Annotated in this window: 13 protein-coding genes; 7 read left to right on the top strand and 6 right to left on the bottom strand. The window is 36.0% G+C overall.

Features of this window, described 5'->3' with window-relative positions; genetic code table 11:
• The first annotated feature begins 27 nt into the window (after nucleotides 1-27).
• From FJR03_RS07685 to FJR03_RS07695, 3 genes are read left to right on the top strand one after another with little or no spacing between them, the layout of a single operon-like run.
• Nucleotides 28-585, top strand: coding sequence for a LemA family protein (locus tag FJR03_RS07685; protein WP_193112946.1), 558 nt, complete (start codon nucleotides 28-30; stop codon nucleotides 583-585).
• Nucleotides 586-1,548, top strand: a complete 963-nt coding sequence (locus FJR03_RS07690; RefSeq protein WP_193112947.1) for a DUF3137 domain-containing protein — start codon at nucleotides 586-588, stop codon at nucleotides 1,546-1,548.
• Entirely contained in the window at nucleotides 1,541-2,335 is a 795-nt protein-coding gene (locus FJR03_RS07695) for an EI24 domain-containing protein (protein ID WP_193112948.1), read from the top strand. The genes FJR03_RS07690 and FJR03_RS07695 overlap by 8 nt, the downstream gene beginning before the upstream one ends.
• On the opposite strand, the gene FJR03_RS07700 is transcribed toward FJR03_RS07695, so the two are convergent.
• Nucleotides 2,332-4,416 carry an ATP-dependent helicase gene (locus FJR03_RS07700; RefSeq protein ID WP_193112949.1) on the bottom strand — a complete coding sequence of 695 codons (2,085 nt, stop codon included), beginning with the start codon at nucleotides 4,414-4,416 and terminating at the stop codon, nucleotides 2,332-2,334. The genes FJR03_RS07695 and FJR03_RS07700 overlap by 4 nt on opposite strands.
• A 23-nt stretch (nucleotides 4,417-4,439) precedes the next feature.
• Nucleotides 4,440-5,582 carry a GGDEF domain-containing protein gene (locus tag FJR03_RS07705; RefSeq protein ID WP_193112950.1) on the bottom strand — a complete coding sequence of 381 codons (1,143 nt, stop codon included), beginning with the start codon at nucleotides 5,580-5,582 and terminating at the stop codon, nucleotides 4,440-4,442.
• 180 nt (nucleotides 5,583-5,762) lie between these two features.
• On the opposite strand from FJR03_RS07705, the gene FJR03_RS07710 reads away from it, so the two are divergent.
• The 3 genes from FJR03_RS07710 to FJR03_RS07720 are packed head-to-tail and all read left to right on the top strand — an operon-like array spanning nucleotide 5,763 to nucleotide 11,879.
• The gene (locus tag FJR03_RS07710) at nucleotides 5,763-8,387 is read left to right on the top strand and encodes a valine--tRNA ligase (protein ID WP_193112951.1); all 2,625 of its coding nucleotides are present in this window, start codon (nucleotides 5,763-5,765) and stop codon (nucleotides 8,385-8,387) included.
• A gap of 52 nt (nucleotides 8,388-8,439) precedes the next feature.
• Nucleotides 8,440-10,299 (top strand): diguanylate cyclase domain-containing protein, encoded by a 1,860-nt coding sequence (locus FJR03_RS07715; RefSeq protein WP_193112952.1) that lies wholly within the window; start codon nucleotides 8,440-8,442, stop codon nucleotides 10,297-10,299.
• A 41-nt stretch (nucleotides 10,300-10,340) separates the two neighbouring features.
• Nucleotides 10,341-11,879, top strand: coding sequence for a SulP family inorganic anion transporter (locus tag FJR03_RS07720; RefSeq protein ID WP_193112953.1), 1,539 nt, complete (start codon nucleotides 10,341-10,343; stop codon nucleotides 11,877-11,879).
• Between the two features lie 10 nt (nucleotides 11,880-11,889).
• Here FJR03_RS07720 and FJR03_RS07725 read toward each other — a convergent pair whose 3' ends face one another.
• The 4 genes from FJR03_RS07725 to flgH are packed head-to-tail and all read right to left on the bottom strand — an operon-like array spanning nucleotide 11,890 to nucleotide 16,571.
• A complete protein-coding gene (locus FJR03_RS07725; RefSeq protein ID WP_193112954.1) occupies nucleotides 11,890-13,131 on the bottom strand; it encodes an EAL domain-containing protein in 1,242 nt (413 codons plus the stop codon).
• A 24-nt stretch (nucleotides 13,132-13,155) separates the two neighbouring features.
• On the bottom strand, nucleotides 13,156-14,454 hold the full coding sequence (locus tag FJR03_RS07730; RefSeq protein ID WP_193112955.1) for a PAS domain-containing sensor histidine kinase: 1,299 nt from the start codon (nucleotides 14,452-14,454) through the stop codon (nucleotides 13,156-13,158).
• Nucleotide 14,455: 1 nt separating this feature from the next.
• Nucleotides 14,456-15,832 carry a hypothetical protein gene (locus FJR03_RS07735; RefSeq protein ID WP_226962102.1) on the bottom strand — a complete coding sequence of 459 codons (1,377 nt, stop codon included), beginning with the start codon at nucleotides 15,830-15,832 and terminating at the stop codon, nucleotides 14,456-14,458.
• 16 nt (nucleotides 15,833-15,848) lie between these two features.
• Nucleotides 15,849-16,571, bottom strand: a complete 723-nt coding sequence (gene flgH, locus FJR03_RS07740) for a flagellar basal body L-ring protein FlgH (protein ID WP_193112956.1) — start codon at nucleotides 16,569-16,571, stop codon at nucleotides 15,849-15,851.
• A gap of 72 nt (nucleotides 16,572-16,643) precedes the next feature.
• On the opposite strand from flgH, the gene FJR03_RS07745 reads away from it, so the two are divergent.
• A complete protein-coding gene (locus tag FJR03_RS07745) occupies nucleotides 16,644-17,087 on the top strand; it encodes a GatB/YqeY domain-containing protein (protein WP_193112957.1) in 444 nt (147 codons plus the stop codon).

Below are 17,087 nucleotides of genomic sequence, written 5' to 3' on the forward strand. Positions count from 1 at the left end.
TAATTTAAAACTTCTAAAGGACTTGGTATGTCAACTCCAGTTATTATTGCGATAGTTATAGGGATTATTTTAGTACTTATGTACAACTCTCTCGTTTCAAAGAAGAATCAAGTTGAAAATATCTTTGCAAGTATAGATACACAACTCAAAAAACGTTATGACCTCATCCCTAACCTCGTTGCCTCTGTAGGCAAATATATGGAACATGAAAAATCAATCCTCCAAGAAGTCACAAAACTCCGCGCTGAAGCCAATAAACCAAATATTTCGGATGAAAATAAGATCCACCTTGATGCCAAAGTTACTTCGGCACTCGGTTCTATCATGGTAGCGGTTGAGAACTATCCTGAATTAAAAGCAAATACAAATGTTATGCATCTCCAACATAGTTTAAATGAAGTAGAAGAGCAGATCTCGGCAGCTCGTCGTGCTTACAACCAAGCAGTAACTGATTATAATAATGCTATTGAGATGATTCCGACGAACTTTATGGCAAGTGCAATGAGTTATACAAGAAAAGAGGTATTTGAGATTCCAGATACTCAAAGAGAAAATGTAAATGTAAAAGAGCTGTTTAACTCATAGATGAAAAGTGTCAGTGAATTAACAGACTTTTATTATAAAAAACTCCACCCTACATTAAAAGATCTGGAACAAGATCGCAAAAAAGTAAAAAAGCGTGTCATTACAATAGGTGTTATTTATACCCTTATTGCCGCCCTGCTTTTTTTCTCCCTATTCGAGTATATGAATATAGAGTTTATCATTTTTTCTCTTGTGGGTTATGTAGCACTCGGAGGGATAGTATACAGATTTTTAATCTCAGATTACCGGAACCATTTTAAAGAGAAAGTGATCAGACCCCTTATTGAAGAGATTGACAACTCTTTTCGCTACATCCCTGATCTTCATGTCGCTTCGGAGTACTTTAATCGCTCCTTTTTATTTCCCTCTCCCGATCGTTACTCAGGGAATGATCTTGTTAAAGGGAAGATAGACGGCGTTGATCTTACCTTTTCCGATGTTCATGCTGAAAAAGAGCATCGTGATTCCAAAGGGAGACGCTCTTACTCGACAATCTTTAAAGGTTTGTTCATTATCAGTGATTTTCACAAAAATTTTAACGGCAAAACAGTCGTACTCCCTGACACGGCACAAAGTACTTTCGGTGACCTTGTAGGTTCTTTCCTACAAGCAAACAACTTTTCAAGAAGCGGAGATCTGGTAAAGATGGACTCTCCGGAATTTGAAAAAGAGTTTGTAGTATATGGAAGTGATCAGATTGAAGCAAGATATATACTTACTCATACATTAATGGAGAAGATTCTGCACTACAGAAAACACTCGGGTCATCCCGTTTATGTCTCTTTCCGTGGAAGAAATATCTATATGGCAATTGAGTATAATAAAGATCTCTTTGAGCCCTCTATATTTAATTCACTTTTAGACTATAAAATAGCAATGGAGTATATTAAAACTTTACATCTCTCGATTGGGATCGTAGAGGAGTTAAAACTAAATCAAAAACTTTGGAGTAAACATGGATAACGAAACAGGTATATTAACGCTAAGTATAAAGGATCTTTTTACCTCAAAAATGATCAAATACTCTATCCTTCCTTTTGTACTGAGTATGTTAATTTTATATATTTTATTTTTTGTACTAGCAGGGATCGGACTTGATCAGCTTGATTCAACTATGCATGTAGAATCAACCCAGACAACTGTCCAAAATGGAGTACCGCACACAGATAGTTTTACGGCAACTTTAGAAAATACTGCTGTTATAAAATTTTTAATGAGCAGTGCAATCACATCATGGATAGCTACATTTCTAGTTTACACTATCGGCTCTATTTTAATGCTCTATTTCTCTATTTTTGTAGCACTGATAGTTATCGGTTTTATGACCCATATGATCTTAAAAGAGCTACACAAAAGACACTACCAAGATATTGCAATGATTGGCCATTCTAATCTTTTAGAGGGGATTTTTTTAGCGATAAAGTGGGCTGTTATTATGATCATACTTTTTGTTGTATGTATCCCTTTATATTTTATTCCTGTACTCAACATCATCGCGTTTAATTTTCCACTGTATTACTTTTTCCACAAGATGATCATATATGATGTATCGTCAAATATATGTACAAAAGAGGAAGCGATTAAGATTAAGATTTTTCACGGAGGTACATTAAGATTGAAAACATTGATACTCTATCTTGTCTCACTCATCCCGTTTGTGATCTTTTTTGCTACGGTATTTTACGTGATCTATCTGGGGCACAGCTACTTTTTAGAAGTAAGAAAGATGAGATTAGCACAACAGCGCTAATCTTCCTCCTCTTTATCCATCTCTTTTTGCACCATCTCACGATACCCTTCATCTTTAGGAACCAGTCCCGCTTCATATACAAACTGCGATGGTAAGAAGTTTTGCTTTTTAATCTTGTCATATTTTGCATAACTGAGATATAAGACATCTTTTGCACGTGTGACCGCTACATAAAACAGACGTCTCTCCTCATCCAGACTTCCGCCTCGTACCATCAGTTTTCTATTTGGAAAACGTCCATCCATAAGGTCAACTACATACACCTCTTTATATTCCAACCCTTTTGAAGCGTGTACACTTAAGAGATTCACCCCCTCCCCTTGTGAAAGGTCAGATGAACCGAGGATCATTGCATTTAAAAAACGCTCATGTTCATTGTAAGGATGTGAGAGCTCCTGAAGCAGTTTCATCTTTCTCTCTATTCTAACAAGGGATTCCTGTTTTTGTTTCTCGTCAATATTACCGTCTTTTAGTGTAGCACGTTTTGTTGAGAGCAGATCGGCAATATATTTAAAAAAATCCGAAGCTGCTATTTTACGAACTATCGTTTTTGGCTGTTTTATCCCTTTTAGATCGCGGAAAAGCAGATAAAAGTTATGTAAAAAAGTTGCCGATTCTTTTGTGAGTTTCGGGTGCTTAAGCACGGGATTTTTCATAAACTTTGCTTCAAAACCGAGCTTTGCATATTTACCTACAGCTCCTAGTTCCAAGAAGTCGTCAAAAAGTCCGAGTTGGTGGTTGAGTTTTCTTTTTTCAAAAGGATTTTTCATAGACTCGTCCGGTGCATAGAGACCGTAAAACATACTCCCCTGCCCCAGGTTTTTCAGTGCTATATAGATCTCTTTTGCCATCGCACTTCCGATCCCGCGTGCAAATTCAAATATATGGATAAAAGCCATCATATCCGACTCATTTACAAGAAGTGTATACAAGTCAAGTACCGCTTTTACCTCACGAGAGTCAAAAAAGCTTGTCCCACCTTTACGTTTACAAGGGATATCAAGCTCACGAAGCGCTACCTCAATCCCATCAGCTGAAGAGTTATTTCTAAAAATAACCGCTATATCTTCACGGGGTGTCTGTGTTTTGGAGATCATGTCTGCTACACCGTGATACTGATCAAACAACTCATCGTATGCCAAAAGTTTTGGAGCTGTATCTACGTCTCTTCGCGTAACTTCGAGTTTCTTCGGGTATATTCTCTCGTTATGCTCGATCACCTTATTTGCCAAAGACAAAATTGGCACGGTTGAGCGGTAATTTTTTGTCAACGTATGGACAACTGCATCGGGATATTTTTTTGTAAATGAACCGATGATCGTAATATCGGCTCCGTTAAATGCATAGATACTTTGATCGTAATCCCCTACACAAAATAGTGAGGGCGGATTCATTGCATCTATCAAAGTCCCCTGAAGCGCATTCGTATCTTGGTACTCATCAACAAGAACCTCTTTATATCCGAGATGATGATCTTTACACATTGCACGAAAATCTAAAAGGAGATCGTTAAAGTTTAGAAAACCGTACTCACGTTTGAGTTTTTCAAATTCATCAACAACATCCGCATATATCATGGCAAAAAGTTCATGTTCAGGATAGTTCTCTTTTATCCATTTTTCAAAATCGTTAGAGAGTTCCGTATTTTGATAAAATGAGTAAAGGTCATACAGATAGTTTCCGCCGTATGCCTGAACTTCGGCATCTATATGCCCGAATGATCGTTTTTCAAACACCGATCGAAACAGTGTTTTTAATTCACGTTGCTGTTTTAAAACAACACGCTTATCTTTTTTCTTTAACCATCTATAACTCACAGCATGAAACGTCCCTGCATCAATTTTTGAAGCAACGCCGGTTCCAAAAAATTCGGCAACACGGCTAACCATCTCAGCTGCTGCTTTATTGGTAAAAGTAAGGAGTAAAATCTCATTTGGTTCTACGCCACTATTTAAAAGATGGGCGATTCGACCTACGATCGTAGAGGTTTTTCCCGTCCCTGCTGAAGCGATAATAAGATTTTTGGAATGTTGAGATGTTGCAGCTTCATATTGCTGTTCGTTTAGTCTAGATAAAGGCATTTCGGCATTATACCCGTTAACTTTTAAAGTGTGCTAATTTTATCTGCTCCCACTATGCAGTTTCTCCCTTTCTCTTTTGCATCATATAGAGTATCGTCTGCAATTTTATACATTTTATCAAAGTCTTTCTCTTTAAAATCATGAATAACACATACTCCAAATGAAGCTGTTAATACTTTGTGAGGGTTTTTCGGATGTTCTAATCCCAACGACTCTATCGTCGTTCTCGCTTTTTCTAAAATATATTCTACTTTCTGAGGTTCATCTGCCAAAATCAACCCGCAGAACTCCTCTCCACCGAGTCTAAAAAGATGGTCCACATCTCTTTTAAAAACCTCTTTTGTTAATGTTTGCGTCACTTTTTGTAAAGCATTATCACCCGCTATATGACCAAATGTATCATTGTACTGTTTAAAGTAATCTATATCAAAAATGTAAAGTGCAAAATAGCTGTTGTGTTTTTTTGCTTTTTCAAAGAGCTTATCAAACTGAACTGTAAGATGTCTTCTGTTGTATACTCTGGTTAATGGATCTGTGATAGAACACTGCTCAAGTGTTTGAATATACTGTTTCTCTTTTTTACGTATCTCTTCTAGCATTTTATACGCTTTATCAAAACTCACTTCGAAAAAATAAACAATGATACTTATCCCTACACTGGCAACTACAAAACGTGCATAACTTGCCTCATTCCACATTCCACCCTGCCATTTGTCAATACCCTGATAAGTAAGCAAAAAAGTAAGTGCATAAAACAGTATCGTAATCCCCAGCCCTTTTGTTGTACCGTTGATAAAGATCGCAAACATAGGGAAAAATACCGTCCATACCAAGGTAAAGTCATGCCCTTTTCCAAAATATACAATTGCCAACATCATTATGAAAATCGAACTTGTCGTGATATTGGAAGCTCTTTGTACATTGTGGGATTTACGAAGATCGTAAAAGATATATATGGTAATTAAAAATGCTGTAAAGTCTATAATAAACAGAGCGTTATCACTGTGGACAAAAACGTTATATATTGCAAACAATAAAAGAATAGTACCACTGATAATAAGTAAAATATTGATCAATACTACCTTACGCATATCAGATGAATATTCACTAAATTTCATATTTGAACATAATATTTGATTGTATAAATTTCCACTTTGTAATATCATAATTTTTTATATCCTTAGTTAGTTCTATTATAGCCAATTTTTCCTCTGTGTAGCAACTTTAGAGCTTTTTGTTTTCAATGTTTATTCATTTTAGAGTATTCAATTTACTAGCTATAAGCAAATCCTCACCACATTTTAGATATAATCGCGAAATTTATTAAACAATTTTAAGGTTAGAAGATGTCAGACAATAAGTATAATCCTCAAGAGATTGAAAACAAATACTACAAAACGTGGGAAGATCGCGGATACTTTGAGATAGATGGGAACAAAGAGATCCAAGAAGATGGCAAAAACTTTGCTATCATGATGCCACCTCCGAATGTCACGGGGCGTCTTCATATCGGTCACGCTTTAACTTTTACACTTCAAGATATCATCACTCGTTATAAACGTATGGATGGTTTTAAAACTCTTTGGCAGCCGGGAACTGACCATGCCGGAATCGCTACGCAAAACGTTGTAGAGAAACAACTTTTAGCTGAAGGTACTACAAAAGAGGAGATCGGGCGTGAAGCATTTTTAGAGCGTGCTTGGAAATGGAAAGAGGAATCTGCCGGAATTATGACGACTCAGCTTCGTAAAATGGGTGTATCTCCTGCATGGAAGCGTGAGCGTTTTACTATGGATGACGGTCTTCAAAAATCTGTAAAAGAGGCTTTCGTTCACCTATACAACCAAGGTTTAATTGTACGCGGTAACTATATGGTTAACTGGTGTACACACGACGGTGCCCTTTCTGATATCGAGGTTGAATACGAAGATCACGACGGTAAGTTTTACCATATCAAATATCCGTTTGCTGATGGCAGCGGTTTTGTTGAAGTAGCAACTACTCGTCCTGAGACATATTTCGGGGATACTGCGGTAATGGTTCACCCTGAAGATGAGCGCTATAAAGATTTAATCGGTAAAAAAGTAAAACTTCCATTACTTGATCGTGAAGTTGCAATTATTGCTGATGATCACGTTGATATGGAGTTTGGAACTGGTGTGGTAAAAGTTACACCAGCTCATGACCAAAACGACTACGAAGTTGGAAAGCGTCACGACTTAGAGTTCATTACTGTATTTGATGAAAAAGGTATTTTAAACGAGTACGCTGGAGAGTTCCAAGGATTAGAGCGTCTTGAATCTCGTAATGTGATCGTAAAACGTCTTGAAGAGGAAGGTTTTATCATCAAAGTAGAAGATCACAAACACCAAGTGGGTCACTGTTACAGATGTAAAAACGTAGTTGAGCCTTATATCTCTAAACAATGGTTTGTTCGTAAAGAGGTAGCTGCCGAGTCTATTAAAAAGACAAACGACGGTGAAGCAAAATTCTTCCCGCCGCACTGGATCAATTCTTACAACTCTTGGATGGGTGATTTACGTGACTGGTGTATCTCTCGTCAACTTTGGTGGGGACATCAGATTCCTGTATTTTACTGTGATGATTGTGATCACGAGTTTGCATCTCAAGAAGATGCACCTGGGGCTTGTCCAAAATGTGCATCTAAAAACATCACTCAAGATCCGGATGTTCTGGACACTTGGTTCTCTTCTGCTTTATGGCCTTTCTCAACACTTGGTTGGGGGAACGGTGATTCCGAGATGGATAAACTATTCAAATCGGACGACTTAAAAGAGTTCTATCCAAATGCACTTCTTATCACTGGTTTTGACATCCTTTTCTTCTGGGTAGCTAGAATGATGATGATGGGTGAAAACTTTATGGGTGAACTGCCGTTTAAAGATATCTACCTTCATGCTCTTGTTCGTGATGAGCACGGTCAAAAAATGTCAAAATCAAAAGGAAACGTAATTGATCCTCTTGATATGGTAAACAAATACTCAGCTGACATTTTACGTTTTACACTAGCTATTTCAGCTGCGCAAGGGCGTGATATCCGTATGAGTGAAGAGAAACTTGAACTTAACCGTAACTTCACGAACAAACTTTACAACGCTACGAAATTCTTACAAATGAATGTAGATACATTCCCGGACCTTGGAGGATTCTGTATGGATACTCCGCTTGGTAAGTATATGGTTTCACGTCTTAATGTTGCGACTAAAGAGGTTCGTGCACAGTTAGATGAGTACAAGTTCAACGATGCGGCAACTACACTTTATAGATTTATCTGGAATGAGTTCTGTGACTGGGGTATTGAGCTAAGTAAAGCTGATAAATCTTCGATCGTAGAACTTGGTGCTATCTTTAAAGAGGCAATGAAGTTATTACATCCATTTATGCCGTTTATCACTGAGCATCTTTACCATGAACTAAGCGGTACATCTTTAGAAGATTCTGACTCAATTATGATCAAAAAGTATCCGTTCAAAACAAAACAGCGTAAAGAGGAAGAGACTTTTGGAATCATTATGGATGCGATTGTATCTATCCGTCGTGCTAAAGTTTTAGTTGATATGGCAAACCAAAAAATTGAAAAAGCTTTTGTTAAAGTTGACAATGTAAGTGATGAAGATAAAGAGATGATGCTTCCGTTCATTGCAAAACTGGCAAAAGTTGAAACTGTTGAATTTACAGATGCAAAAATCGAAAACGGTGTAAGCGATATCTCTGACAAATGTGAAACTTTCATCCCGACTGACAGCATCGATCTCACTCCGATCATTAACAAACTTACAAAACAAGCTGAAAAACTTGATAAAGAGATCGGGAAATTAAACGGTATGTTAAATAACGAGCGTTTCGTAGCAAATGCACCAGAAGATGTACTGGCAAAAAATCGTCAGGCATTAGCAGAAGCTGAGGATAAAAAAGCAAAAGTAACAGAGCAGTTACAGTCCCTTCAATAACAGATAAAATACATCTTGGGAGTTTTTGTTTTTTTGTGATATAATATCTAGCATGATGCTAGATATTAGAACTTTTAAATTTAAAATTTTCATTATTTTCCTAATTCCTGCTATCTCAATAGTATATTTCACATACTTTTATTTAAATCTTTCAAATGCAAATACTGAAGCTATAAAATACCAAAAACAAAATATTATCCTTGTTCATAAAATTATAGATGTTATACACAACCTTCAGATAGAAAGAGGTCTCTCCGTCGGCTTTATTCAATCTAAAGATCCAAAGATACTCCGACAGACTCTTATAATCACCCATAAAGAGAGTGATAAAGCAATAGCAGACTTAGAAAAGTTTAACTACCACCTTAACCTAGATCTCCATCAAATATATGTAACAAGAAAAAAAGTTCTACAACAAAATATCTCCTTTGAAGAGGTACTTAATTTTTATACCAATATCAATAACCATATGATAAATATGACAAAGTATCTTTTACCAAAATTCGATAAAAATCGATATGATGCTCTGTTTTTAATAAACTTGGAACTTCTGAAAGAGAGTGCCGGCCTGGAGCGTGCCTGTGTATACAATGATCTCACCTCCGGGAAACTAGAACCAATATGTAAAGAGAAACTCCCATTCTTACAACAAGACCAAACTAACAAGATAGAAAACCTCCATTTATATGCAAACAGCACCTCTCTTGGTCGCTATAAAAAATCTATCGATAAACAAGAGATTAAAGAGTTACAAAGATTCCGTAAACTTTATCAACAACATCAACTCACTAAAGAGGATGCTCAACAATGGTTTGAAATCACTACAAACAATATTGATAGTTACAACCAAGTTTCAAAAGAGATTTTAAACCATTTTACCAAGAACCTGAATGCTAATTATGATGATACTCTTCGTAATCTCAATATTGCTATGATATTTTGGTTTATCTCTATTTTCTCTGCATTCTACTTTATTTATATTATTCATAAACTGTTCCAAAAACATGAAGAGGATACAGAAGATCTGGAACTCTCTTCTCGTGCACTTGATGCTTATGAAGGGATAGTTATAACTGATAAAAATACTAAAATCATAAAAGTGAATAAAGGATTTGAACGTATTACCGGCTACTCTGCAGAAGAAGCGATTGGAGAGAAAACAAGTATTTTAAAATCGGGAAAAAATCCGGCTTCTTTATATAAAGCGATGTGGGGGAGTTTAGATAAAACTGGTTCGTGGAGTGGAGAAGTTCTAAACAAAAGAAAAGACGGTGCCATCTATACGCAACGTTTGTCTATCTCTTCTATAAGAAACAAAAAGGGTGAAACTAAAAACTATATCGGGCATCTATTCGATATTACTGAACTACGAAAAGCGCAACAAGAGGCACTCTATCAGGCAAGCCATGACTCTTTAACAGAATTGATAAACAGAAAACATCTACTTAAAAGAATGAGAGAGGAAATCAACAGATCAAAACGACATGGCTTTAAAAATGCGTTTTTATTTTTAGACCTTGATAACTTTAAATATGTAAATGATACATTTGGTCATCATATAGGAGACAAACTATTACAACATGTGGCTACTTCAATCCAAAGCTATATAAGAGAGTGCGATATTGTTGCAAGAATAAGCGGTGATGAATTTGCAATCGTTTTACTAGATATAGACAGTAGTCATCAAGATGTTAATGCTGTTGTAACAAAAGTAACAAATAAAATTTTAACGCAACTCAATCATGAAATTATAATAGAGGGCAACAGTATAAATATAGGTTTAAGTGTAGGGGTTAGATTTTTCCCTATTGATGATCTAGATAATGAGGATCAGATCATTAAAGATGCAGATATTGCCATGTATGAAGCAAAAAATAGCGGTAAAAACAGGTTTGTAATTTTTCAAGAGTAAATTTGCTATAATTCCGTACTTCAAATTTTGTAGGGAAGCACTTGTTCGACATAAGAAAATACACATCACACAACATCAAAAATGACATCCTCTCAGGTTTAGTAGTAGCCGTAGCACTTGTCCCCGAAGCTATCGCTTTTAGTTTTATCGCGGAAGTTAGCCCAATCGTTGGTTTATATACGGCGTTTATCCTAGGTTTAATCACTGCAGTTATTGGTGGAAAACCGGGTATGATCTCTGGAGCAACAGGAAGTGTTGCCGTTGTTATCATAGGCTTGGTTTTAGAAACAAACTCTATGCTTAAAGGTTTGGGACTCAGTGGAGACGAGCTCTATATGCAGATGCTTAACTATGTTCTCTTAGCAACTATACTAGCAGGAGCTATCCAGGTGTTAGTAGGTGTGTTTAAGTTAGGAAAGTTTATTCGTCTTGTTCCTCAACCTGCACTTTACGGTTTTGTAAACGGCTTAGCGATCGTTATCGCAATGGCACAGTTTAAGTTTTTTGAGGGTCAAGGGATGGCGATGTATGCCATTGTATTTACAACTATGCTTATCATGTATATCTTGCCGAAATACACGAAAGCGATCCCCTCAGGACTTATTGCGATTGTAGCACTGACACTTGTAGTATATTTTGCTCAAATCGAGACTCTAACAGTCGGTAGCCTTGCAAACCTCTCAGAATTTCAAGGGCAACTACCTCATCTTATTATCCCCGAAACTCTATTTAGTCTAGATGCTATTATTATGGTACTCCCTTATGCGATCATTATGGCACTAGTAGGACTAATCGAATCACTTTTAACTTTAGCGGTTCTTGATGAGATGAGTGGTGAACGCGGTAGTGGAAACCAAGAGTGTATAGCACTGGGAACAGGGAATATGGCATGTGGATTCTTCGGCGGTATGGCCGGATGTGCTATGATTGGACAATCTATTATCAACTACACTTCAGGAGGGCTTGGTCGTCTTTCATCTTTTACTGCTGCAGTTGGTCTTTTAATTCTCGTTATCTCTTTAACAGATGTGCTTAATGTTATTCCGGTTGGTGTACTTGTAGGTATTATGTTTATGGTAAGTATAGGGACGTTTGAGTGGTCAAGCTTCTCACACTTTAAACATATGCCAAAAGAGGATCTTTTAGTTATGCTGGCTGTTACTGTTATTACTGTTGTTGAAGATTTAGCAATAGCCGTGATCGCCGGTGTTATTATCTCTGCACTTGTATTTGCATGGAAACATGCTCGCATCTGGGCTAAAACATCTGTTGAAGAGGATGGTACAAAAGTTTACTCTTTAGAGGGTCCTTTATTCTTCGGAAGTGCTACAACATTTTCAGACAACTTTACGATCGATCAAGATCCTCCAAAAGTTGTAATTGACTTTAAAAATGCTCGTGTACTTGACTTTTCAGGGGTTGAAGCTATTGACAGTATTGTAAAAAAATATGAAGATGCAGGGAAAAATCTACTTCTTAGACACCTGAGTGCAGACTGTAAAAAGATCCTCAAAAAAGCAGGACCTCACTGTACTTATGAAGAGGATGATCCGACATACAAAGTTGCGATCAACTACTAATTCAAGAGTCTTATAAAAGCTCTTGTTTTGGCTCTCCTATAAAATAACCTTGTGAAAACTCAATTCCGTACTCTTTAACTTTTTCCATTACCGCTTCACTGTGAACATATTCAGCTACTATATCAATATCGCATAACTTACAAAAATCAACAATGGTTTTTACAACTATCTGACTTTTTTCATCCTCGACCAAATCTTTAATAAATACACCGTCTATCTTAATATAGTCCGGTTTAAAATCAACCAGCCTTGCAAAGTTTGAGTTTTCAACACCAAAGTCATCCAGTGCAATTTGAAATCCCTTTGCTCTTAGCGAATTGATTTGTTCAAGCATATGCGTCTCTGTCAAAGTGCTAATATCTTCTAGAATCTCTAAAATAACTCTTGATGGCTCTATATTGTACTCTTCACAACGTTTTAATAGCAACTTTTCTAAATACCCTAAATTAATATCGTCTGATGTAATATTGATAGAGAATGAATAGTCTGTTTGAGAAAACTTTTTAAAAGATGTAGTGATTACAAAACGTGTAATAAGTTCTAGTATTCCTGTAACTTTACAGGCATGCAAAAAGTTATCGGGAGTAATAAATGATGAACCGTATGCAATTCGAATAAGAGCCTCGTATTTCGTAACTTTGTTAAGCTTATGATCGTAGATCGGCTGGAAAAAAAGAACGAACTTTTCCTCCTCTATATATTTGCGTACATTACTTATCCAGTCAATGTTTTGCAGTTGACTTTTAATATATGTCGAAGTGATATCAAAAAGTTTATATGAGTTTTTTTTGTATCTACGGGCATCATTGAGTGCCAGATTTGCATAGTTTAAAAGATTAAAACCGTGTCCGGTATAGATACCGATGCTAAAAAACACTTTTATAGAAACAAGCTCATCGTTATACACCTCGATCTCATTAAAAAATGAGATCACAGATTGTGCAAGCTCTTCCATCTCTATTTTCAGTAAAGTCTTGTTTGTTAAAAAAACAAATTGGTCACCGTCAAATCGAAAAATTTCACCGTATGAGGGTTTTAACTTTTTCAAATAGTTTGTTATATTTACAAGAACTTCATCACCAATCAAATACCCATATGTACTATTGATATTTGAAAAGTTGTCAATATCTAAAATAAAAAGTGTGTATGTTTTACTTGTTTTTATATACTCCAACAAAGCCAACCTGTTCTGTAGCCCTGTTAGTTTATCTATATAGCAATCACACTGTTTATTTTCAAGTTCTAATTTCATCCCTGTATCATAGCAAAAAATGTTTTAAACTTTATGAATCGGCAGCTCTATAGAGAAACAACTTCCACCTTCTACAGGGAAAAAGTTGATATTTCCATGCATCCGTGTTTCTATAATATTTTTTGCTATATATAACCCTATTCCCGTTCCTGAAGATTTATGTTTAGTAGTAAAGTAAGGTTCAAAGATCTTCTCTTGTATCTCTTTATCGACTCCGCCACCATTGTCCATTACTTTAACTATCCCATGATTCTCTTTATCTTCTAAAGCGATAGTTATCAAACCTTCATTTATTGTTTTATCTGCTATTAACTTTTTAATAGCATCTATAGAGTTGTTTATAAGGATAAAAAGAATCTGCTTAAACTCATTTTCAACACCTTTAAAATAAAACTCTTCTTCTGTAAAACTTGTCTCTATTTTAATCTTACAGTTTTTTAACTGTGCTTCTAAAATTCTTAATATCTCAAGAATACTTTTATTCGGTGTAAAGAAGACCTCATAATCATCAGCCGCCGGATTTAAAAAGTTTCTAAAATCATCTATAGTATCCGATAGATAGCTGATGTTGTAGGCTATAGCTTCAAGTTTTTTTGAGAGTTCATCTTTATCTATATCGCTGACGGCCAGCTGTGTTTCAATATTTGCAATTGCTAATCCCATAATGTTTAGCGGTTGTCTCCATTGATGGGCAATGGACTCAAGCATCTCACCCATAGCAGCCTGACGTGACTGGTGCAGCATCATCTTTTCCTGACTTTGTTGCTTTTCTACTTCGTACTTCACTTTTTCTTCAAGCTTTTCATTAAAAAGCTCAAGCTCTTTTCTTTGCTGCTCTAAAAGTTGTAAGTTTTCTTCAAGACTTTTTTGCGTATTTTTCAACTCGGTAATATCACGTCCAGCACCGACCGTTCCTATAATATTTCCGTGTCTGTCGTAAAAAGGAGCTTTAAAAACTTCAAGATAAAGCATCTTCCCTTTTACATTCCCATACTCTTCAAAACGCATAGGTTTATTGTTCTCTATTACTGTTACATCACTATTAAAGCAGAGTTCTCCAAAAGTATGCCATTGTGGATTCTCTTTATGTTTTTCACGCTCTCTGAGTGCAAAAAACACATCATCTTTACCAACTACCTCATCGGTACTTTCAGCCATTAAGAGTCCGTCACAAATCGCTTTGTTGGCATAGATATATTTTCCATTCTTCTCTTTAATCCACAACATATCGGGTAAATGAAGTGTTAATAGTTCCAAGAGCTCTGTAGAATGTTTTTTTATTTGATTGTGCACATGTTCCCTTTTATTTATATTTTTTTTCATGCTACTTGAGCCTTATAAAAGATTCCGGCTGAATATTTCTATATTTTGGCATACTCTTTCCCATATTTGCATTAATGTAAGTAGGATCTGCAACCACATATCTTTTTGCACCCACTTTTACACTGTCACCACTGACAGGGACTGCTAAAGCGGTACTCATGTGATCTTTATATTTTACACCTACTACACCGTAGTTAAACAGTTTTTTCACTAGTTTTGCAAACAGTATAGCTCTATCTTCACAATCAGAGCGATCATAAAAAAGTGTCTCTTCGGCAAACATCACTTTATCTTTTCCAAACTGTTCATCATCACGTTGATATTGAAACGATTTTTGAACAAATCGCAATACAAAGTTTAGTCCGTAAGAGGCTTTTTTCCCGTTGATTTCTTTTTTCAGCTCTTTTGCCAATTGATTATAAAGTGCATCATCAAGTGCTGCGTTAAAATAAACATCATAGTCCACTTGCGGATAAGTCCCCATAAAATCGATAAGGTTTTTATTGATTTTAAGATCCAAACTTATTGTATTTCCCTGATTTCTAAAAGATAATTTTTTATCTTGAATATTTTCTACTAACTTAGGAGTTTTCCCCATACTAAAATCAAATTTTTTGTCTGCATCGGGGTACTTTTTATCGTACGTATACAAACGCCCCAGTCTCTCTTTGTTGTTATAATGGTCAACCGCATAATAATATACACCATCTATTTTATATCGAGGAGTCGAATAAACAACCTGCTGAGTATTTTCTAACAGTACTACATGACTTCTTACTAAGCCTACTTTTACATCATAAGAGAGTTTATTTAATAAGAACCATCGAAACAATTTCTCTTCATCAGGCTTTGCATAGATCTGTTTTGAAAGTTTGGTAATAAGTTGATATACACCCCAGTCGTTCAGTTGCATCTCATTAAATATCTTTTCAATACTATGAATTAAATTATCGTAATCGCTAGAAGCAAGAGCACCGAAAAAACTAATAATACCGTTTTGGTTTTTCGGGTAAAAGCGGGCATCTTTTATATTGTGATCAATATTAAATCCAAGTGGTGTACCGAAAAAGTCAAATTGAAGATCTTTTTTTACCTGCTTAAGAGGTGTGACTTTTGTTATGTTTATATCGGGGGCTTTTTCAATAACAATATCTATTCTAGGGCCAATCTCTTTTGTTTTAACCTCTTGAACCTCTTCTATATTTTTAGGTTTTGGTTTCTCGTAGAGTTTGGGAGATACAAATGCTTCATACTCTTGCCATTGCTCTTTTAGATAGTTATTAAATTCACTGTCTTTTTCATCTTTGAAAGACTCAAACGAACTCACCTGAGTACGTTTAAAGTCTGCAAAACTTTGAGCATATATGCCTAACGGCAAAAAAACTACCAGTAAACTAAAAAGGCCAAACCGATTGAATAATTTTAGAACCCCATCCTCTGTTACCTGCACGATCAACATCCCCCTCTGTTTTATAAAGAATCTTGGCATCACTCATCTGAGTTGAATTAATAGTATTTGTTTGATCTATATCGTATGGACGAATTACACCGCTGATTTGAATTATCTGTTTTTGTTCATCCACCAAGATCTCACGTTTGCCACTAATAAAATAGTTGCCGTTACTTAATACTTTTACTATTCTAGCAGAAACTGTGGTCGTAAAGCTAGCATCTTTAGTTGCAGAGCCTTGTCCTTGGAAAGAACTTGTAGATCCTCCACTAAAACCGATATCTGTCAAACCATTTACTCTGTTAGCTAAACCTGTAACTGTCCCATTCGCATTTGCACCCGGTGTAAATGTTCCGCCACCCAGTGCCATAGAATCTGTTTCACTCAGTTGTTTTGAACCTGTAGATGAACTTTGTGCAGTTTCAGTAATTACAACTGTGACAATATCATTCACATGCATCGCTTTATGATCTGAAAAAAGTGGGTTCTCCCCCTGTCCGAAGATACTACCTGTTGATATAAAGTCCTGTTTATCCTCTTTAGGCGGCATTTGCTCAACATATTTCGGTGGTTCAAAATCGATTTCAGGCTCTGTGAGATTCGCCGTACAACCGCTAAAAAAGAGTGCAGAAAAAAGTATATAGAGTGTCAGAGTTGTTCTTTTCATAAAAATGTTCCAAACTTATTTTGATTTAGCTATAATTCTAGCAAATTTAGTTCCACAAAAAAGGTAGTAATTATGTCACTTAGAGAAACAATAAACCAAGATTTAAAAGAAGCGATGAAAGCAAAAGATGTTAAAAAAAGAGATGCGCTTCGCCTCCTTACATCAGCATTTAAACAGATTGAAGTTGATGAAAGAAAAGAGTTAAGTGATGATGATATTATAAAAATTATTCAAAAACAGATCAAAAGCAGAAATGACTCAGCTGCACAATACAAAGAAGCAGATCGTGAAGACTTAATGGAAAAAGAGCTTGAAGAGATCGCAGTATACGAGCCGTACTTACCAAAACAATTAACTGACGATGAGTTAAGCACTGCACTAAAAGCAATCATCGCGAACGTAGGCGCAGAGTCTATGAAAGATATGGGTAAAGTGATGGGAGCTGCAAGCAAAGAATTCGCAGGAAAAGCTGACGGAAAAAGAATTAACGAGTGTGTTAAAACTCTTTTAGCTTAA

Source organism: Sulfurimonas marina, assembly GCF_014905095.1.
GTDB lineage: Bacteria > Campylobacterota > Campylobacteria > Campylobacterales > Sulfurimonadaceae > Sulfurimonas > Sulfurimonas marina.